Origin of the sequence: Streptomyces sp. NBC_00273 (assembly GCF_036178145.1) — a bacterium.
Taxonomy (GTDB): Bacteria; Actinomycetota; Actinomycetes; order Streptomycetales; family Streptomycetaceae; genus Streptomyces.
Genome location: NZ_CP108067.1, coordinates 2567462 through 2589122, shown reverse-complemented (window position 1 = coordinate 2589122; position 21661 = coordinate 2567462). Strand labels below are relative to the sequence as shown.

Sequence of the window (21661 nt, the reverse complement as noted above, 5' to 3'; positions counted from 1 at the left end):
GAAGCCCGCTATAGGTGCTCTATATGCCGTGGGACAGAAATCGGCCCCGGAAGCGGGGGACTTCCGGGGCCGACGGGGAGGGCGGCGCCGCACCTGACGGGGGACAGGGGCGCCGCCCGGTCACGGGGGACCGAGGGAGGCGGAGGGGGAGCGAGGAGGGTGCCGGAGTGGGCGGCCCGACGGGGCGGCCTCAGTCGCCGTTCGGGGCCGGCGGGGTGTGCAGAGCGGCCAGCCGCGTGGTGATCTCCTCGGTCGTGGGGAACTCCAGCGTGGCGGCGACCCTGCCCCCGGACAGCAGGATGACCTGGTCCGCGTAGGCGGCGGCCGTAGGGTCGCTGGTGGCCATGACCACGGCCCGGCCCGCGTCGTCCGTCACGTTGCGCATCATGGTCAGGACCTGGCGGCTGCTCACCGCGTCCAGCGCGCCCGTCGGCTCGTCCGCGAGGAACACCGCAGGCAGGGCGGCCAGCGTCTGGGCCACGGCGCGCGCCCCTACGGCCGGTCCGGCGACGTACCCGATCTTCTTGTTGCGCAGGGCGGTCAGTTCCGCTTCGTCGAGGCTGCCCAACGCCGTGCCGTCCACGCGTACCTGCCCGCTGTCCGCCCGCTCCAGCCCGGCCACCGAGCGCAGCAGGGTCGACTTGCCCGAGCCCGCGGGGCCCATGATCGCGGTGAAGACCCCGAACGGGCACACCAGGCTGACCCGGTCGAGCCCGACGACGGGCTCCGGGCCGTGGCGGTAGGTCTTCGAGACGGTGCGCAGTTCGACACCGAGCTGTGTGGCGGGCATGGACACGAGTAGACAGCTCGGCCGGAGTGCCCGGCAATGACCCGCGGTTCACTCTTGGCGGTGGTGCCAGCCATACCCCGTATAGAGCGTCTATAGCGGCCGTTCGCAGGATCGCGATGTGTACGAAGGCAATCCGTACGCGTTCCGCATTCATTCCAAGTGATCGGGGATCGGCATGGCCGAGCTGACCGCTGCCTCGCAGGCGAACACCCAGACCTACCTCGTCGTCCTCAACGACGAGGAGCAGTACTCGATTTGGTGGGCCGACCGCGCGCTGCCCGAGGGCTGGCACGCGGAGGGCACCTCCGGCACCAAGGAGGAGTGCCTCGCTCACATCGGTGAGGTGTGGACGGACATGCGCCCGCTGAGCCTGCGCCGCCGGATGGCCGAGGCCGCCCAGTAGAACCGCGGCCCCCTCGGGGCCCATCCCGCCCGGTCCGGTGTCCCGGTCCGGGCTCTCGTATGGCCGGCGCGGTTCCGGCGGCCGTACGGCTTCACCGTCCAACGCGACCGAGCGAGGAGCTCTCGTGCCACGGCAGTCTTTTCTGCACCACCTTTTCGCGGACTCTGCGGGCCGGGCCCCGGACGCGGCCGCCGTGCTCGACGGCCCGCGCGCGGCCACGTACCGCGAGATCGACGAAGGGGCCAATCGCACGGCCCGTTTCCTGATCGCGTCGGGGATCGGCCGTGAGGACGTGGTCGGCGTCCGGCTGCCCGCGGGGGCCGAGTACACGGCGGCCGTTCTCGGCGTCTGGCGGGCGGGCGCCGCCGTGGCGCCGACGGCCGGCGGCGCGGACGCCGCGGATGCTGCGGGGGTGCGCCTGGACGCGGTCCTGCTGCCCGCCGGGGGTCGCACGGGCGCGGACACCACCGGTCGGGACGGCACGGGCCCGGCCCGTGCCCTCGTCCTCGACCCGGACGCCGTGGCGGCCTTCCCCGCCGACGATCCGGCGCTGGACCTGGAGCCCACGGCCGCGGCCTGGGTGAGCCCGGCGGGTGACGGCCCCGGCGCGCTGGTCCTGGACCACCGGACGCTCGCCAACCAGGTCCGCTGGCTGGTCGACGAGTACGGCGTCACCGCGGCCGACCGCGTGCTGTACGCGCAGGACGCGCCGGACGGGCAGGACGCCCCGTACTGGACGACGTTCACCGCGCTCACCGCGGGTGCCGGTCTCCTCGCTCCGCACATCGAAGGCCCCGCCGATGCCGTCGGCCTGCCCGTCGTGCTGGCCGAGCAGCGGGTGACGGTGCTCGTCGCAGCTCCCGACGCGCTCGCCCGTACCGCCGCCGACGAGCGGTGGCGGGAGTGCTCCGCGCTGCGTCTGGTGCTCTGCGCCGGCTCCGGTCTTGCTGCGGATACCGGGCGCGAGCTGGCCACCCGCAGCGCGGCCGAGGTGTGCACCCTGCACCTGCTGGACGGCGGGGCGCTCACCGTGACCGCCGACACGTTCGACGCCGCGGTGGCGCGCGAACTGCCCGTCCTCGGGCGCCCCGTCGACAACGTCCGGGTGCTGGTCCTCGACGAGTACGGTGACCCGGTGCCGCCGGGTGTGCCCGGTGAGCTCCACGTGTCCGGCCTGGGCCTCGCCCGCGGCTACCTGGGTGACCCCCGTACCACCGCGGACCGTTTCCGCCCCGCTCCCTACGGAACCCCCGGCGGCCGGATGCACCGTACGGACGAGGAGGTCCGCTGGCGCAACGACGGAACGCTGGAACTGCTGGGCCGGGCCGGCACGGCGACGCCCGCCGTGGCGGGGGCACCGGCCGCCACGAAGACCGGTTCGGGCCGCCCGGTCCACGTCGAGCCGGGGACCCCGGCCGAACGGGCCGTCGCGCGCGCCTGGTCCGAGCTGCTGGAGGTCGGCCAGGTCGGTCTGGACGACAACTTCTTCCAGCTCGGCGGCTATTCGCTGCTGCTGACCCAGCTGGCCCGCCGACTGCACGAGACCACCGGCGCGCAGGTCGTGCTGGCCGACCTCTTCACCGCCGTCACCGTCCGCGAACAGGCCGCGTTGCTGGTGGGGCCGACGGCCGTGCCGTCGGGCGGGCCCGTCCCGGTCGAGGCGGCGCCCGCGGTCGCGGAGACCGGGGCGACGCCCGCTGCCACGAAGACAGGCTCGGCGGTACCCGCCATCACCCCCGTGCCGCGCGACCGGCCGCAGCCCCTCTCCTCGGGGCAGCACCGCATCTGGCTGCTCAACGCCGTCGACCCCAGCCCCGAATGGGCCGCGCCGCTGTTCCTGCGGCCCCCGGCCGACCTCGGGGCCGAGGACGTCCGCGAGGTCCTCGACGCCCTGGCCGACCGGCACGAGGTACTGCGCACCCGGTACGTCAGCGAGCAGGGCGAGATCGTCCAGGTCGTCGGCGAGCGGCTGCCGATCGACCTCGCCACGGTCGAGGGCACCCGCGACGAGGTCGTCGCGCACTTCCGCGAGCAGTTCGAGACGCCGTTCGACCTGGCCTCGGGACGGGTCTGGCGGGCCACCCTCGCCCGCGTTCCCTCCGGCACCCCCGGCACGCCCGGCACCCCCGATCCGGCACCCGCCGAGGTGCTGCTGCTGGTGACCGTGCACCACATCGCCTGCGACGGCTGGTCCGCCTCCGTGCTCGAATCCGAGTTCGAGCAGCTGTGCGCCGCCCGTCTGGCCGGCATCGACGCCGAGCTCCCGCCCGTGCCGGTGCAGTACGCCGACTACGCCTCCTGGCAGCGCGCATGGCGCTCCAAGGACCGGCTCGGCGCCGAACTCGCCTACTGGCGCGAGGCGCTGGAGGGGCTCGTCCCCCTGGAACTGCCGACCGACCACCCGCGCCCGGCCACCCGCGACCCGCGCGGCGGCGTCGTCACCTTCGCCATCGCGCCGCGTGTCATGGAAGCCGTGACCCGGCTCGGCCAGAGCCGCGGCGCCACCCCCTTCATGACCCTGCTGACCGCGTACGGCGCCGTCCTCGCCCGGCACAGCGGCCAGTGGGACGTGGTCATCGGCACCCCGGTCGCCGACCGGCCCCGGCCCGAACTCGAGCGGACCGTCGGCTTCTTCCTCAACTCGCTGGTGCTGCGCTGCCGGCTCGACGGCGAGATCGCCTTCACCGAAGCCCTGGACCGGATGAGGGACACCTGCCGGGCCGCCTTCTCCCATCAGGACCTGTCCTTCGAGCACATCGTGGACGAACTGCGGCCCGAGCGGGACCCGTCGCGCACCCCGCTCTACCAGGTCGCCTTCAACCTGCACGACGGCGCGCTGATCGGAGGCATGCCCGACAAGGCGGACATGGACTACCTCCACCCGGCCCGGCAGGTCGCCAAGACCGACCTCACCCTCTACGTGCGCAGCGAGGGCGACGGGACCTGGACCGGTGCCCTCGAGTACGCCACGGCCCTGTTCCGACCGGAGACCGTCGAACGGTTCGCCGGTCACTTCCTGGGCCTGCTCGACTCGGTGACCGAGGACCCGGCACGCTCCCTGGGCGCCGCCGACATGCTGACCGACGACGAGCGCCGCCTGGTGCTCACCGACTGGGCCGTCGGGGAACGGACCGACTGGCCCGCCGGCAGCACCCTCGACATCATCGAGGAGCGCGTCGAGGCCCGGTCGGACGCCCTCGCCGTCGTCTCGGGCGACACCCGGCTGTCCTACCGCGAGCTGGACGAGCGGGCCAACCGCCTCGCCCACCACCTCGTCGCCGCCGGCGCGGGCCCCGAGACCGTGGTCGGCGTCTGCCTGGACCGGGGACCGGACCTGCTGCCCGCCCTGCTCGGCGTGTGGAAGGCCGGCGCCGCCTACCTGCCGTTGGATCCCGGCCTGCCGGCCGAGCGCCTGCGGCACGTCCTCGCGGACTGCGCCGCGCCGCTGCTCGTGACGGACTCACAGGTGGCCGCGGCCGTCGCCGGCTTCGACGGGGTGCGGATCGAGGTGGACACCGACCGGGAGAAGATCCTCGAGCGCCCGGCGACCGCCCCGCCCCGCCCGTTCGCCCACCCCGATCTGCCGGCGTACGTCATCTACACGTCGGGCTCGACCGGCCGCCCCAAGGGCGTCACGGTGCACCACCGCGGGCTCGTCAACCACCTGCGCTGGGCCGCCCGCGACCTGGCGGGCCCCTCGTCCGGCCACGGCGCCGGAACGGGCGCGGGAGCCCCGCTGTTCTCCTCGATCGCCTTCGACCTCCCGGCCACCAACCTGTACGTGCCCCTGCTCACCGGCGAGCCCGTGCACCTGCTCCCCGCGGGGCTCGACCTGTCCGGCCTGGGCGCCGCCCTGACCGCGCAGGCTCCGTACCGCTTCGTCAAGCTCACCCCCGGCCACCTGGACCTGCTCGCCGAGCAGCTCACCGACGCGCAGGCCGCCGGGCTGGCCGACCGCGTCCTGGTCGCCGGGGAGGCGCTCTCCGCCCGCACGGCGAGGCGTTGGCTGGAGCTCCTCGGTCCCGGCCGGCTGATCAACGAGTACGGGCCGACGGAGGCCTCGGTGGGCTCCACCGTGCACCCGGTGGACCGTCCCTACGACAGCGCCGTGCCGCTCGGCCGCCCGCTGCCCAACACCACCGCCCACGTCCTCGACGACCGCGGCCGGCCGCTGCCCGTCGGTGTCGCGGGCGAGCTGCACATCGGCGGCACCGGCCTGGCCCGCGGCTACCACGGCCGGCCGGAGCTCACCGCCGAGAAGTTCGTCCCCGATCCCTACGGACCGCCCGGAGCGCGCCTGTACCGTACGGGCGACCTCGCCCGGCTGCTGCCGGACGGTGCCGTCGACTTCCTCGGCCGCATCGACAACCAGGTCAAGCTCCGCGGCTACCGCATCGAACTCGGCGAGATCGAAGCCGAGCTGACCGCTCTGCCGGAGGTCCGCGAGGCCGTCGTCACCGTGCGGGAGACCGCCACCGGCGAGAAGTCCCTCGTGGCCCACGTCGTCCCGGCGGACGGCACCCTGCCCGACGCCGGCACCGCCGCCGAGGCGGCCACGGAGATCCGCCGCCGGCTGGCCCGCACCCTGCCGGAGTACATGGTGCCCGCCGCCCTCGCCTTCATCGAGAGCGTCCCGCTCACCGCCAACGGCAAGGTCGACCGCCGCGCCCTGCCCGCCGTCCTGCCCGCCGGGAGCACGGGGACCGGCGAGGACCCGACGGCCACCCCCACCGAAGCGCGCATCGCCGAAATCTGGGCGGAGCTGCTGGGCCTGCCCGGCGTCGGCATCCACGACGGCTTCTTCGAACTCGGCGGACACTCCATCCTCGCCATCCGGATGGCCGCGCGGCTCCAGGACGAGTTCGACGTGGACCTCACCATCGGCACCGTCTTCGCCCGGCCCACCGTCAGCGGACTCGCCGCGGCCGTCGAGGACCTGATCACCGCCGAGATCGACCGGCTCACCGACGCCGAACTCGCCGAACACCACCACACCAACAACAGCACCACCCCGAGGGAGCAGTAGGAATGAGCACCGGCGACATGCGGTCGACCGAGCAGGACCCGGCGGCGCAGCGTGCGGAGCTCCTGCGCCGCCGGCTGGCCGGCAAGCGCGGGGGACGACGCTCCCAGATCACCACGGTGAACCGGGACCAGGACCTGCCGCTCTCCTTCGGCCAGCAGCAGATGTGGTTCCTCAACCGCATCGAGCCCGACAGCGCCGAGTACCTCGTGCCGCTGGTGCTCCGCCTCTCCGGCACCCTCGACACCGACGCCCTGCGCGCCGCGTGGACCGCAATCGTCGCCCGCCACGAGATCCTCCGCACCCGCTACGTCCTGGCGGGCGACGAGCCCGTCCAGGTCGTGGACGCCCCCCGCGACATGGACCTCCCGCTGACCGACCTGGCCGCCGTCCCGGCCGCCGAACGCGAACAGCGCGCACGGCTGACGGCCGAGCAGGAGATCACCACCCCCTTCGACCTGGAGCACGACCTCTCGGCCCGGGCCCGCCTGATCTCCCTGGCCGCGGACGAGCACATCCTCGTCGTCACCTTCCACCACATCGCCTGCGACGCCTGGTCCGTCGGCGTCTTCGCCGAGGAACTCGGCCTCCTCTACAGCGCGTTCCTCGACGGGCGGCCCAGCCCCCTCGACCCGCTCCCCGTCCAGTACGCCGACTACGCCGCCTGGCAGCGCCGCGAACTGTCCGGCGACGCACTGGAGAAGCAGCTCGGCTACTGGCGCACCCAGCTCTCCGGCGTCCCCGTGCTGGACCTGCCCGCCGACCGGCAGCGTCCCGCCCGCCGCGACGCCGAGGGCGACGCCGTCCCGTTCACCGTCCCCGCCGCACTCGCCCGCCGAGCCGGCGAGCTGGCCCACGCACACGGCACCACCCGCTTCGTCGTGCTGCTCACCGCGTTCCAGACCCTGCTCGCCCGCTGGACCGGCACCACCGACATCCCCGTCGGCGTCACGGTCTCCGGCCGCGGCCGCCCCGAGCTGCAACAGCTCATCGGCTACGGCATCAACACCCTCGTCATCCGCCTCGCATGGCAGGACGACCCCACCTTCACGGAGCTCCTCACCGTCGGCCGGCGTACCGTCCTCGACGCATACGAGCACCAGTCCGTGCCCTTCAGCCGCCTCGTCGACGAGCTGCAGCCCGAGCGCGACCTCTCCCGCACCCCGCTCTACCAGGCCGGTTTCGTCCTGCGCGAGCACCAGGCCCCCGCCTTCGAGCTGCCGGGCCTGACCGTCCGCGCCGAGACCGCGGACCGCGTGGCCAAGGTCGACCTCACCCTCGACGTGGAGGACTCCCGGGAAGGCGCCCTGCACGCCCGGCTGCGCTACGCCACCTCGGTCCTCGACCGGAGCACGGTCGAACGCATGGCGCAGCAGTACCTCCGGCTCCTCGAGGCCGTCACCACCGACCCCGACCTGCCCGCCGGCCGGGCCGAACTGATGCCGCCCGACGAGCTCGACCAGGTGCTCGCCGACGCCCACGGCCCGGTCACCGAGGCCGACGGCGCCCTGCTGCCCGCACTCTTCGAGGAGCAGGCGCGCCGCACCCCCGACGCGCTCGCGCTGGCCGACGAGCACACCTCACTCACGTACGGGCAGCTCAACGAGCGGGCCAACCGCCTCGCCCGGCTGCTGATCGACCGCGGTGCCGGGCCGGAGGACCTCGTCGCCCTGGCCCTGCCCCGCTCCGCCGACCAGATCGTCGCCCTGCTGGCGGTCCTCAAGTCGGGCGCCGCTTACCTGCCGATCGATCCCGCGAACCCGGCGGCCCGTACCCGCTTCGTCCTCGACGACGCCCGCCCCGCCCTCGCGATCACCGTCGCCGCCACCGGCACCGTGTGCACCGGCACGGCCACCCCGCTGCCGCAGCTCGTCCTGGACGACCCCGGGACCGCGGCCGAGCTCGCCGCCCGGCCGGGCGGTGACCTCGGCGCGGCCGACCGCACGTCGCCCGTCCTGCCCGCCCACCCCGCCTACGCCATCTACACCTCGGGCTCCACCGGCACCCCCAAGGGCGTGCTCGTCACCCACGGGGGCCTGGCCAACCACGCCCGGTGGATGCGCTGCGAAGTCCCGCTCGCCCCCCACGACCGGGTCCTCTTCCGCGCACCGCTGACCTTCGACGGCGCGATCCCCGAGTTCTGGCTCCCGCTGCTCACCGGCGCCTCGGTCCACGTCGCCCCCGAGCACATCGTCCGCGACCCCGAGCAGATCATGGCGCACGTCCGCCGCCACGCCCTCACCGTCGCCAAGTTCGTCCCGTCCCTGCTCGCGGTGGCCCTGCGCGCCGTCCCCGAGGGCACCAGCCTGCCGCTCACCCGCGTCCTGTCCGGCGGAGAGCGGCTGACGCCCGCCCTGGCCGCCGAGGTGACCGAGGCCTGGGGCGTGCGCCTGCACAACGTGTACGGCCCCACCGAATCCACCGTGATCGTCGCCGCGCACGAGGTGGACGCGCAGGCCGACACCGGCCAGGTGCCCATCGGCCGCCCCGTGGCCAACACGGGCCTGTACGTCCTGGACGCGGCGCTGCGCCCGGTCCCCGTCGGGGTACCCGGCGAACTGCACGTCTCCGGCGCCCAGCTGGCCCGCGGCTACCTGAACCGGCCCGGCCTCACGGCCGACCGCTTCGTACCGAATCCCTTCGGCGCGCCCGGCGAGCGGATGTACCGCACCGGGGACGTCGTACGCCGCCGCGCCGACGGCCGGCTCGACTACCTCGGGCGCGCCGACGACCAGGTGAAGCTGCGCGGCTACCGCATCGAACTCGGCGAGATCGAAGCCGTCGTCGCCGCGCACCCGCAGGTCCGCCAGGCCGCCGTGATCGTCCGGGAGGACGTGCCGGGCGAGCCCCGGATCGTCGCCTACGTCGTCCCGGTGCCCGGCACGGCCCCCGACGCCCGCGACGTCCGGGCGGGCGCGGCCGCCCACCTGCCCGAATACATGGTCCCCTCCGCCGTCGTCACCCTGGGCGTCCTCCCGCTCACGGCCAACGCCAAGCTGGACCGGAGGCTGCTGCCCGCACCGGCCTCCGAGTCCTACGGCATCCGCGCCCACACCGCCCCGCGCGGCCCCCTGGAGGAGAGCCTCGCGGCGGTCTGGGCCGACGTGCTGCGCCTGGAGCGGGTCGGAGTGAGCGACAGCTTCTTCGACCTCGGCGGCGACTCCATCCGAGCGGTCCGACTCGCCGGGGCCCTGCGCACTGCCGGCCACGACGTCTCCATCCGCGACCTCTTCGAGCACCGCACGATCGAGGCCCTCGCCGGACACCTCGAGGCCGCCCCGCGCTCCGCGCCGCTCCCGGCCGGCACCACGGCGACCGCGACGGTCGCCCCCTTCGCGCTGATCGCCGAGCAGGACCGGGCCGCGCTGCCCGCCGGCGTGGTGGACGCGTACCCGCTCTCGCAGATCCAGACCGGCATGCTGGTGGAAATGCTGACCGGAGAAGGCGGCACCGCCTACCGGAACATCAGCTCCTTCCGCATCCCCGACACCCTCGCCTTCTCCGAGCCGGCGATGCGGGCCGCCGTCGACGTACTGACGGCGCGGCACGAGGTGCTGCGCACGTCGGTGCACCTGGAGGGCTTCTCCCAGCCGCTCCAGCTGGTCCACGAAAGCTCCGCCGTCGCCCTCGCCGTCACCGTCGAGGACATCCGGGAGCTGGCGGAGAAGGACCGGAGCGCCTACGAGAGCGCCTATGCGGCTGCCGAACGCGCCGACTGGTTCGAGCTGACCACCGCCCCGCTGCTGCGGATCGCCGTGCACATCGAGGCGGACGACGCCTGGCGGGTGACCTTCGGCCACTCCCACGCCGTCACCGACGGCTGGACCCTCAACTCGCTGCTGATGGAGCTGCTCGGTCTGTACCGGGAGCTGCGTGACGGGCGTGAGCCGGCCGCGTACGAGGTGCCTTCGGTGCGGTACGCCGACTTCATCGCGGCCGAGCAGGCCTCGCTGACCGACCCCGCCGACCAGGCCTACTGGCAGGGCGTCGTCGGCGCCCACGCCCCCTTCGCCCTGCCCACGGCCTGGGCCGACCCGGCGGACGGCGGGGAGGGCGACTTTGACCCGCAGGCCGTACAGGCCCGCGTGCCGTTCGCCGATCTGGAGGAGGGGCTGCGGCGGCTGGCGGCGGGGGCGCGGACCTCGCTGAAGAGCGTGCTGCTGGCGGCGCACGTGAAGGTGCTGGGCTCGCTGACGGCCGAGGAGGCCTTCCACACGGGTGTGGTCTATCACGGTCGGCTGGAGGCTCCGGGCGGTGACCGGGTGCTGGGCATGCACCTGAACACGTTGCCGTTCCCCGCGGTCAAGGGCGCGCGGACGTGGCGCGAGCTGGTGGAGCAGGTGTATGCGCGGGAGACCGAGATCTGGTCGCACCGCCGCTACCCCCTGCCCGCCATCCAGCGCGCCGCCGGCAGTACGGACGGATTCCTGCCCGTCCTCTTCGACTACCAGAACTTCCACCAGCGCGATGCCGCCACCCGTGCCATGGACGGCGGCCTGCGCGAACACACGAACGAGTTCGCCCTCACCGCCATCGCCCGCGACGGAGCCTTCAACCTCAACTCCTCGACCGATGTGCTGGGTCGGGTGGGTCTGGAGCGTTTGGCCGGGATGTACCGGTCGGTGTTGGAGTCGATGGCTGCGGATGCGGACGGTTCGGCTTCGGGTGCGTTCTTGTCGGGTGGGGATCGTGCTCTGTTGTTGGGTGAGTGGAACGATGCTGCCGAGCTGGTGGTGGAGGGGTGTGTCCACGAGCTGTTCGCTGCGCAGGTGGCGCGGACGCCGGATGCGGTTGCTCTGACGGTCGGTCGGGTCGGTTTGACGTATCGGGAGTTGGATGATCGGGCGAATCGTATTGCCGGTCATTTGGTGGCTGCGGGTGCGGGTCCGGATGTGATCGTGGGTGTCTCGCTGGAGCGGGGTGCGGATCTGGTTCCGGTGTTGTTGGGTGTGTTGAAGGCGGGTGCGGCGTATCTGCCGTTGGATCCGGTGAATCCGGTGGAGCGTCTGGAGTACATGCTGGCGGATGCGGGTGCGGCGTTGTTGGTGACGCATTCGGCTCTGCCCGAGTTGGAGTTCGCGGGGGCTCGGGTCCTGGTGGATGCCGATCACGCAGTGATCGAGGCGCGTCCGTCGACTGCTCCGGTGACGGGTGTGGTGGCGCAGAACCTGATCTATGTCATCTACACCTCGGGTTCTACGGGGCAGCCCAAGGGCGTCAGCCTCACCCACGCCAACGTCACCCGCCTCTTCGCCACGACCGGAGGTCAGTTCGCCTTCTCGAGTGACGACGTGTGGACCCTGTTCCACTCCTACGCCTTCGACTGGTCGGTGTGGGAGATGTGGGGAGCCCTGCTGCACGGCGGCCGGCTCGTCGTCGTACCGTCGGCCGTCAGCCGCTCCCCGCACGACTTCCTCGACCTCCTGGTCGAGGAACAGGTCACCATGGTGGGCCAGACCCCGTCCGCCTTCCGCGCGCTGGCCGCACTCGCGGCCGAGGGTGACCCGCGCGTCGACGACCTCGCCCTGCGCACGGTCATCTTCGGTGGCGAGCGCCTGGACATGTCCGAACTGCTGCCGTGGACGGGCCGCATGGGCACGCAGCGTCCCGCGCTCGTCAACATGTACGGAATCACCGAGACCACCGTCCACGCCACCCACCACCGGGTCACCGACCGTGATCTCGCCCGCCCCGCGCAGAGCCCCATCGGCTCGCCGCTCGGCGACATGGTGATCCACCTGCTGGATGCGGAGGGCCGGCTGGTGCCGGTCGGCGTGCCCGGTGAGGTCCACGTCGGGGGCCCGGCACTCGCGCGCGGCTACCTCGGCCGCGCCGGACTCACGGCGGAGAAGTTCGTCCCGAACCCGTTCGGCCCGGCCGGCTCCCGCCTGTACCGCAGTGGTGACCTGGCCCGCCGCCTCCCCGACGGCACGCTCGAGTCGCTCGGTCGGATCGACAAGCAGGTCAAGGTGCGGGGCTACCGCATCGAACTCGGTGAGATCGAAGCCCGGCTGCGCGAGCGCACCGAGATCCGCGACGTCCTGGTCACGGTCCGCGAGGGCGACGACGGACAGCGGATCCTCGTCGGCTACCTCGTCGGTGCCTCGGACACCCCCCTCGACACCGCCGCGGTCCGCTCCCACCTCGCCGAGGGGCTGCCGGACTACATGGTCCCGGCCGCGTTCGTCACCCTGGACGCCATCCCGCTGACCGTGAACGGCAAGGCGGACCTGCGCGCCCTGCCCGCCCCCGCGCTCGAGGCATTCACCTCGGAGCGGTTCGTGGCGCCGCGTACTCCGGTGGAGGAGCGGCTGGCGGCGGTGTGGTGCGAGGTGCTGGGGCTGGAGCGGGTCGGTGTCGAAGGCAGCTTCTTCGACCTCGGCGGTGATTCCATCCGCGCGGTGCGTCTCGTCGGCGCGCTGCGTGCGGCGGGCTACGACGTGTCCATTCCCGACGTGTTCGAGCTGAAGACGATCGCCGCGCTGGCCGGCCGCGTTGCCGGTCAGGAGGTCGGCGAGTCGCTGATCCGGGCCGTCGAGCCCTTCGCGTTGATCAGCGAGCACGACCGCACCGCACTGCCCGCCGGTGTCGTGGACGCGTACCCGCTCTCCCAGGTCCAGACGGGCATGCTGGTGGAGATGCTCGCGTCCGGGGACGAGCACGTCTACCAGAACATCAACTCCTTCCTGATCCCCGACACCGAGCCCTTCGACGCACAGGCCCTGCGTCGGGCCGTCGACCTCGTCGTGGCCCGGCACGACATCCTGCGGACCTCGATGCACCTGGACGGCTACTCCCAGCCGCTCCAGCTCGTCCACGACACCGTCGCCGTTCCCCTCGCCGTGCACGACGGCCGCGGCCGGTCGCAGGCCGAACAGGAGGAGCACGCCCGGACGTACGTCGAGGCAGAACGTGCCGCCGGCTTCGACCTGACGAAGGCACCGCTGCTGCGCATTGCGGTGCACCTCGACTCCGACGACGCCTGGCGCATGACGTTCAGCCACATTCATGCGATCACGGAGGGGTGGAGCTACCACACCCTGCTGAAGGAGGTCGTGGAGTGCTACCGGGAGCTGCGTGACGGGCGGGAGCCGGCCGCGTACGAGGTGCCGTCGGTACGGTACGCGGACTTCATCGCGGCCGAGCAGGCCTCGCTGGCGGATGCCGGCGACCAGGCCTTCTGGCAGGACGTGGTGGACGAGCACGCCCCGATGCTGCTCCCCACCTCATGGGCGGCAGCGCCCGACGCGCCGCTCGAACGCGGCCATGTACGTGTGCCGTTCGCCGATCTGGAGGAGGGGCTGCGGCGGCTGGCGGCGGGGGCGCGGACCTCGCTGAAGAGCGTGCTGCTGGCGGCGCACGTGAAGGTGCTGGGCTCGCTGACGGCGGAGGAGGCCTTCCACACGGGTGTGGTCTATCACGGTCGGCTGGAGGCTCCGGGTGGTGACCGGGTGCTGGGCATGCACCTGAACACGTTGCCGTTCCCGGCCGTCAAGGGCGCCCGGACGTGGTGCGAGTTGGTGGAGCAGGTGTATGCGCGGGAGACCGAGATCTGGTCGCACCGCCGCTACCCGCTGCCCGCGATCCAGCGCGCGGCCGGGAACTCCCGTGATCTGCTGACGATCCTGTTCGAGTACCTCGACTTCCACCGGATGGACACCGAAACCGTCGACGCCCAGGCGACGATGGGCGCCGGCGGCAACGAGTTCGGGCTGAACGTCATCGCCCGCAACGGAAACGTCAAGCTGAGCTGCTCCACCTCCGTCCTGAGCGAGGAGTCCCTGGAGCGGTTGGCCGGGATGTACCGGTCGGTGTTGGAGTCGATGGCCGCTGATGCGGACGGTTCGGCCCTGGCCTCGCCGGTCTCCGACGCGGAGCGTGGGTTGTTGGCGGGTGTGTGGGCCGATGGCGCTCGTGTGGAGTGGCCGGTGGGCTCGACGTTGGACGCGTTCGAGGCGCAGGCCGGGCTAACTCCGGATGCGGTGGCCGTCGTCGCCGGTGAGGTGCGGTTGTCGTATCGGGAGGTGGAGGAGCGGGCGAACCGTATCGCCCATCACCTGATCGCCGCCGGTGCGCAGGCGGACACCCTGGTGGGTGTGTGTTTGGAGCGTGGTCCGGAGTTGGTGCCGGCGCTGCTGGGTATCTGGAAGGCGGCTGCGGCTTATCTGCCGTTGGATCCGACGCTTCCGGCGGATCGGCTGGGGTTCATCCTGGCCGACACGGGGGCGAAGCTCCTGATCACGCAGGTGTCGATGACCGGGATCGTCGCTCCGCTCCACGAGGGCACGTTGGTCGTGGTCGATGAGGAGCGTGAGCGGATCGAGGGCCGTCCGGTGACGGCGCCGGTGCGGGTGACGGACCTGGATCAGCTGGCCTACGTGATCTATACGTCGGGTTCCACGGGTCGTCCCAAGGGTGTGATGGTCGAGCACGCGGGCCTGATCAATTACCTGCGCTGGACCGTTGACGCCTACGCCTCCCAGGGCGAAGGTGGCGCCCCACTGTTCTCGTCGATCTCCTTCGACCTCGGCATCCCCGACCTGTTCACCCCGCTCCTGTGCGGTCGTCCGGTCACCCTGCTGCCCGACGGCATGGAGACCGCCGAACTGGGTGCGCTGCTGGCCGCTGCCGGTCCGTTCGGGTTCGTGAAGCTCACCCCGGGCCACCTCGACCTCCTCACCCACCAGTTGTCGGCCGAGCAGGCGCACAATCTGGCGGGCGTGGTCATTGCTGCTGGGGACAACTTCCCGGTTTCCCTCGCCCAGCGTTGGCAGAAGCTGGCTGGCGTGGGCGGTACGAAGGTGGCGACCGAGTACGGTCCCACCGAGGTCACCATCGGCAACTCCGGCCTGATCATCGACCCCGACCACATGCCGGTGACCGAAGCCGTCCCCCTCGGCGCACCCATTCCCAACACCGCCATGTACGTCCTGACGGAGGACCTGCACCCGACGCCGATCGGCGTTGCCGGTGAGGTCTACATCAGCGGCCGCGGACTGGCCCGCGGCTACCTCGGCCGACCCGACCTCACCGCCGAGAAGTTCCTGCCGAACCCATTCGGCCCGGCCGGCTCACGCCTCTACCGCACCGGCGACCTCGCCCGCTTCCTCCCCGACGGGACGTTGGAGACCCTCGGCCGCATCGACAACCAGGTCAAGATCCGCGGTTACCGCATCGAACTCGGCGAGATCGAGGCCCGCCTGCGCGAACACGACCAGGTGTTGGATGCCGTGGTGACCGTGCGGACGCACGGTGCGGGGGAGAAGTCTCTGGTTTCCTACCTCGTTCCCCGCGGGGACGAGGGCCTGGATGCCGCTGCTCTCCGCACTCACCTGATGACCGTCGTGCCGGACTACATGGTTCCGACTGCGTTCGTCGTCATCGACAGCATCCCGCTCACCACCAACGGCAAGGTCAACCACCGCGCACTTCCCGCACCCGACCTCGCGGCCTTCGCCGCCACCGACGAGTACGTCGCGCCGCGCACTCCTGTCGAGGCGAAGATCGCAGCGGTCTGGTCGGAGGTGCTCGACCTGCCCACGGTCGGTGTCGAGGACAGCTTCTTCGACCTCGGCGGTGACTCCATCCGGGCCGTGCGTCTCGTCGGCGCGCTGCGTGCGGCGGGCTACGACGTGTCCATCCCCGACGTCTTCCAGCTGAAGACGATCGCCGCGCTGGCCGGCCGCGTTGCCGGTCAGGAGGTCGGCGAGTCGCTGATCCGGGCCGTCGAGCCCTTCGCGTTGATCAGCGAGCACGACCGGGCGGCGCTGCCCACCGGCGTCGTGGACGCGTACCCGCTCTCCCAGGTCCAGACGGGCATGCTGGTGGAGATGCTGGCCTCCGGGGACGAGCACGTCTACCAGAACATCACCTCGTTCCGGATCCCGGATCCCGAGCCCTTCGACGGTCGGGCCATGCGCCGGGCGATCGACATCGTCGTCGCGCGGCACGACATCCTCCGGACGACCATGCACCTGGACGGCTACTCCCAGCCGCTCCAGCTCGTCCACGACGTGGTCGAGACGCCGATCGCGGAGGACGACCTGCGCGGCCTCCCGGAGGCGGTGCAGGCAGAGCGCAAGCGGACGTACGTCGCGTCGGAGCGGGCCGTCGGCTTCGCCCTCACCACCGGACCACTGCTGCGCATCGCCGTGCACATCGAGGCGGACGACGCCTGGCGGCTGACCTTCAGCCACGTGCACACCATCACCGACGGCTGGACGGTCAACTCGCTGCTGATGGAGGTCCTCGGTCTGTACCGGGACCTGCGTGACGGGCGGGAGCCGGCCGCGTACGAGGTGCCGTCGGTGCGGTACGCCGACTTCATCGCGGCCGAGCAGGCCTCGCTGACCGACCCCGCCGACCAGGCCTTCTGGCAGGACCTCGTCGACAGGCACAGCCCCCTGCTCCTGCCGGCGGGTTGGGCGGACGAGGTGACCGGAGCCGATGCCGAGCGTCATGGCACCCGTGTGCCGTTCGCCGATCTCGAGAGCGGGCTGCGGCAGCTGGCCGCACAGGCCGAGACCCCGCTGAAGAGCGTGCTGCTCGCCGCCCACCTGAAGGTCCTCGGCATGCTCACGCCCGAGGACGCCTTCCACACGGGCGTGGTCTACCACGGCCGCCTGGAGGCCGCGGACTCCCACCGGGTGCTGGGCATGCACCTCAACACCGTGCCCTTCCCCAGCGCGGGCAACGCCGGGACATGGCGTGAGCTGGTGGAACGCGTGCATGCGCGGGAGACCGAGATCTGGTCGCACCGCCGCTACCCGCTGCCCGCCATCCAGCGCGCCGCCGGCAGCGGCCGCGACCTCCTCACGGTCTTCTTCGATTACCAGAACTTCCACCAGGTCGATGCCGACGCCGTGGACGCGGGCGGAACGATGGGAGAGGGAGCCAACGAGTTCGCTCTGTCGGCCATCGCCAGCGGTGGCGCCTTCCACCTGACGTCCTCGACCGATGTGCTGGGTCGGGTGGGTCTGGAGCGTTTGGCCGGGATGTACCGGTCGGTGTTGGAGTCGATGGCTGCGGATGCGGACGGTTCGGCTTCGGGTGCGTTCCTGTCGGACGGGGATCGTGCTCTGTTGTTGGGTGAGTGGAACGATGCTGCCGAGCTGGTGGTGGAGGGGTGTGTCCACGAGCTGTTCGCTGCGCAGGTGGCGCGGACGCCGGATGCGGTTGCTCTGACGGTCGGTCGGGTCGGGTTGACGTATCGGGAGTTGGATGATCGGGCGAATCGTATTGCCGGTCATTTGGTGGCTGCGGGTGCGGGTCCGGATGTGATCGTGGGTGTCTCGCTGGAGCGGGGTGCGGATCTGGTTCCGGTGTTGTTGGGTGTGTTGAAGGCGGGTGCGGCGTATCTGCCGTTGGATCCGGTGAATCCGGTGGAGCGTCTGGAGTACATGCTGGCGGATGCGGGTGCGGCGCTGTTGGTGACGCATTCGGCTCTGCCCGAGTTGGAGTTCGCGGGGGCTCGGGTCCTGGTGGATGCCGATCACGCAGTGATCGAGGCACGTCCGTCGACTGCTCCGGTCACGGGTGTGGTGGCGCAGAACCTGATCTATGTCATCTACACCTCGGGTTCCACGGGTCAGCCCAAGGGCGTCAGCCTCACCCACGCCAACGTCACCCGCCTCTTCGCCACCACGCGAGACCGCGTGGCGTTCGAGGAGCAGGACGTGTGGGCCCTCTTCCACTCCTACGCGTTCGACGTGTCGGTGTGGGAGATGTGGGGCGCGCTGCTGCACGGCGGCCGGCTCGTCGTCGTACCGCCGGCCGTCAGCCGCTCCCCGCAGGATCTGCTGGAGCTGTTCGTCCGTGAGCGCGTGTCGGTCCTCTGCCAGACGCCCTCGGCCTTCCGTGCTCTCGTCGCACAGGTGACGGAGGGGAACCCCCTGGTCTCCTCGCTCGCGCTCCGCACCGTGATCTTCGCGGGCGAGCGCCTGAACCCGGCCGAACTGGAGCCGTGGAAGGCACGGTTCGGGGTGAAGAGCCCTGTCCTGGTCAACATGTACGGCCCCACCGAGATCACCGTCTACGCCACCCATCACGAGATCGGTGACGAGGACCTGGCCCGCCCGGACCGCAGCGTCATCGGCCGTCGACTGCCCGACCTGACGATCCACCTGTTGGACTCGGAAGGTCAGTTGGTGCCGGTCGGTGTACCTGGCGAGATGCACATCGGCGGCCCGGGCCTGGCCCGCGGCTACCTCGGGCGCGCCGAGCTGACGGCCGAGAAGTTCGTACCGAACCCGTTCGGCCCGGCCGGTTCGCGGCTCTACCGCACCGGTGACCTGGCCCGCTTCCTGCCGGACGGTTCGATCGACTTCCTCGGTCGGATCGACAAGCAGGTCAAGGTGCGGGGCTACCGCATCGAGCTCGGCGAGATCGAGACCGTGCTGCGGGAGCACGCGCAGGTCAGCGATGCCGTAGTGACCGTTCGGGAGAGCGGCGAGGGGGAGAAGTCCCTGGTCGCCTACGTGGTGCCGGTGGGCGGCGGAACGATCGATGCCGCCGTGCTGCGGGCGGATCTGGGGCGTTCGCTGCCCGAGTACATGGTTCCGGCGGCGTTCGTGGTGCTGGACGCGATTCCGTTGAACGCGAGTGGCAAGGTCGACCACCGGGCGCTTCCGGCACCGGAGTTGGGTGCCTTCGCCGTGTCGGAGCGGTTCGTGGCGCCGCGTACGCCGGTGGAGGAGCGGCTGGCGGCGGTGTGGTGCGAGGTGCTGGGGCTGGAGCGGGTCGGTGTCGAGGACAGCTTCTTCGACCTCGGCGGTGACTCCATCCGCGCCGTGCGTCTCGTCGGCGCGCTGCGTGCGGCCGGCTACGACGTGTCCATCCCCGACGTCTTCCAACTGAAGACCATCGCCGCGCTCGCGGACGGCGGCCGGATGGGCGACGGGACCGCGTCGCTCGTGCGTACCGTCGAGCCCTTCGCGTTGATCAGTGAGCACGACCGGGCGGCGCTGCCGGCCGGTGTCGTGGACGCGTACCCGCTCTCCCAGGTGCAGACGGGCATGCTGGTGGAGATGCTGGCCTCCGGGGACGAGCACGTCTACCAGAACATCAACTCCTTCCTCATACCGGACGCCCTGCCCTTCTCCGAGCAGATCATGGGCGAAGCACTGGCCACCGTGGTGGCCCGGCACGACATCCTGCGGACCTCGATGCACCTGGACGGCTACTCCCAGCCGCTCCAGCTGGTGCACGAGCACGCCGAGATCCCCTGCACGGTCCATGACGTGCGCGCCCTGCCGCAGGAGGAGCAGGAGAAGCTCGCAACGGACTACGTCAGGGACGAGTACACGACAGGCTTCGAGCTGACGCGGGCGCCGCTGCTGCGGATCGCCGTGCACGTCGAGGCCGACGACGCCTGGCGCGTCACCTTCAGCCAGATTCACGCGATCACGGAGGGGTGGAGCTACCACACCCTGCTCATGGAGATCGTGAACTGTTACCGCAGCATGCGGGAGGGCAAGGGCGCGACCTCGTACGAGGTGCCGTCGGTGCGGTACGCCGACTTCATCGCGGCCGAGCAGGCCTCGCTGGCGGATGCCGGCGACCAGGCCTTCTGGTTGGACGTGGTCGAGAACCACAGCCCGGTCCAGCTCCCCGCCGCCTGGGCGGCGACCGAGGGCCCGCGCGAGTCGCTGGTGGCTCGTGCTCCCTTCGCCGATCTGGAGGAGGGGCTGCGGCGGCTGGCGGCGGGGGCGCGGACCTCGCTGAAGAGCGTGCTGTTGGCGGCGCACGTGAAGGTGCTGGGCTCGCTGACGGCGGAGGATGCCTTCCACACGGGTGTGGTCTATCACGGTCGGCTGGAGGCTCCGGGTGGTGACCGGGTGCTGGGCATGCACCTGAACACGCTGCCGTTCCCCGCCGTCAAGGGCGCCCGGACGTGGCGCGAGCTGGTGGAGCAGGTGTACGCACGGGAGACCGAGATCTGGTCGCACCGCCGCTACCCGCTGCCCGCCATCCAGCGGGCGGCCGGGAACTCCCGGGATCTGCTGACGATCCTGTTCGAGTACCTCGACTTCCACCAGGTCGACAGGGACACCGTTGATGTCCGGCGCAGCCTCGGCAGCGACGGCAATGAGTTCGGGCTGAACGTCATTGCCCGCAACGGGCGGATCAGTCTCTACTGCAACAGCGAACTGGTCGGCAACGGTGACCTGGAGCGGTTGGCCGGGATGTACCGGTCGGTGTTGGAATCGATGGCCGCTGATGCGGATGGGGATGCGACGGTCGTGTTCCTGTCTGACGCGGAGCGTGGGTTGTTGGCGGGTGTGTGGGCCGATGGCGCTCGTGTGGAGTGGCCGGTGGGCTCGACGTTGGACGCGTTCGAGGCGCAGGCCGGGCTAACTCCGGATGCGGTGGCCGTGGTCGCGGGTGAGGTGCGGTTGTCGTATCGGGAGGTGGAGGAGCGGGCGAACCGTATCGCCCATCACCTGATCGCCGCCGGTGCGCAGGCGGACACCCTGGTGGGTGTGTGTTTGGAGCGTGGTCCGGAGTTGGTGCCGGCGCTGCTGGGTATCTGGAAGGCGGCTGCGGCTTATCTGCCGTTGGATCCGACGCTTCCGGCGGATCGGCTGGGGTTCATCCTGGCCGACACGGGGGCGAAGCTCCTGATCACGCAGGTGTCGATGACCGGGATCGTCGCTCCGCTCCACGAGGGCACGTTGGTCGTGGTCGATGAGGAGCGTGAGCGGATCGAGGGCCGTCCGGTGACGGCGCCGGTGCGGGTGACGGACCTGGATCAGCTGGCCTACGTGATCTATACGTCGGGTTCCACGGGTCGTCCCAAGGGTGTGATGGTCGAGCACGCGGGCCTGATCAATTACCTGCGCTGGACCGTTGACGCCTACGCCTCCCAGGGCGAAGGTGGCGCCCCACTGTTCTCGTCGATCTCCTTCGACCTCGGCATCCCCGACCTGTTCACCCCGCTCCTGTGCGGTCGTCCGGTCACCCTGCTGCCCGACGGCATGGAGACCGCCGAACTGGGTGCACTGCTGGCTGCTGCCGGTCCGTTCGGGTTCGTGAAGCTGACCCCGGGTCACCTTGATCTCCTGACGCATCAGTTGTCGGCGGAGCAGGCGCACAATCTGGCGGGCGTGGTCATTGCTGCTGGGGACAACTTCCCGGTTTCCCTCGCCCAGCGTTGGCAGAAGCTGGCCGGCGAGGGCGGTACGAAGGTGGCGACCGAGTACGGTCCCACCGAGGTCACCATCGGCAACTCCGGTCTGATCATCGACCCCGACCACATGCCGGTGACCGAAGCCGTCCCCCTCGGCGCGCCCATTCCCAACACTGCCATGTACGTCCTGACGGAGGACCTGCATCCGACGCCGATCGGCGTTGCCGGTGAGGTCTACATCAGCGGCCACGGACTGGCCCGGGGTTACCTGGGGCGTCCCGACCTGACGGCGGAGAAGTTCCTGCCGAACCCGTTCGG

General features: G+C 71.4%; 4 protein-coding genes (1 of these 4 only partly in view). 3 read left to right on the top strand and 1 reads right to left on the bottom strand.

What is annotated here, in order from left to right; translation table 11 throughout:
- Positions 1 to 190: 190 nt before the first annotated feature.
- The gene (locus OG386_RS10865; RefSeq protein ID WP_328787966.1) at positions 191 to 790 is read right to left on the bottom strand and encodes an ABC transporter ATP-binding protein; all 600 of its coding nucleotides are present in this window, start codon (positions 788 to 790) and stop codon (positions 191 to 193) included.
- A 175-nt stretch (positions 791 to 965) separates the two neighbouring features.
- Between OG386_RS10865 and OG386_RS10860 the strand changes: the two genes are divergently transcribed.
- From OG386_RS10860 to OG386_RS10850, 3 genes are all read left to right on the top strand, one after another.
- Positions 966 to 1193 (top strand): MbtH family protein, encoded by a 228-nt coding sequence (locus OG386_RS10860; RefSeq protein ID WP_328787965.1) that lies wholly within the window; start codon positions 966 to 968, stop codon positions 1191 to 1193.
- 124 nt (positions 1194 to 1317) lie between these two features.
- Positions 1318 to 6219, top strand: coding sequence for a non-ribosomal peptide synthetase (locus OG386_RS10855; protein ID WP_328787964.1), 4902 nt, complete (start codon positions 1318 to 1320; stop codon positions 6217 to 6219).
- 2 nt (positions 6220 to 6221) lie between these two features.
- Positions 6222 to 21661, top strand: partial view of a non-ribosomal peptide synthase/polyketide synthase gene (locus tag OG386_RS10850; protein WP_328787963.1) — the 5' portion only. The gene runs 12601 nt beyond the window's last position; only the first 15440 of its 28041 coding nucleotides appear in the window; it begins with the start codon at positions 6222 to 6224; the stop codon falls past the right edge of the window.

What these genes read in the sequence shown, in the direction of transcription:
- OG386_RS10860 (WP_328787965.1), top strand. Translation starts at nt 966, where the DNA reads ATGGCCGAGCTGACCGCTGCCTCGCAGGCGAACACCCAGACCTACCTC.
- OG386_RS10865 (WP_328787966.1), bottom strand. Translation starts at nt 790, where the DNA reads ATGCCCGCCACACAGCTCGGTGTCGAACTGCGCACCGTCTCGAAGACC.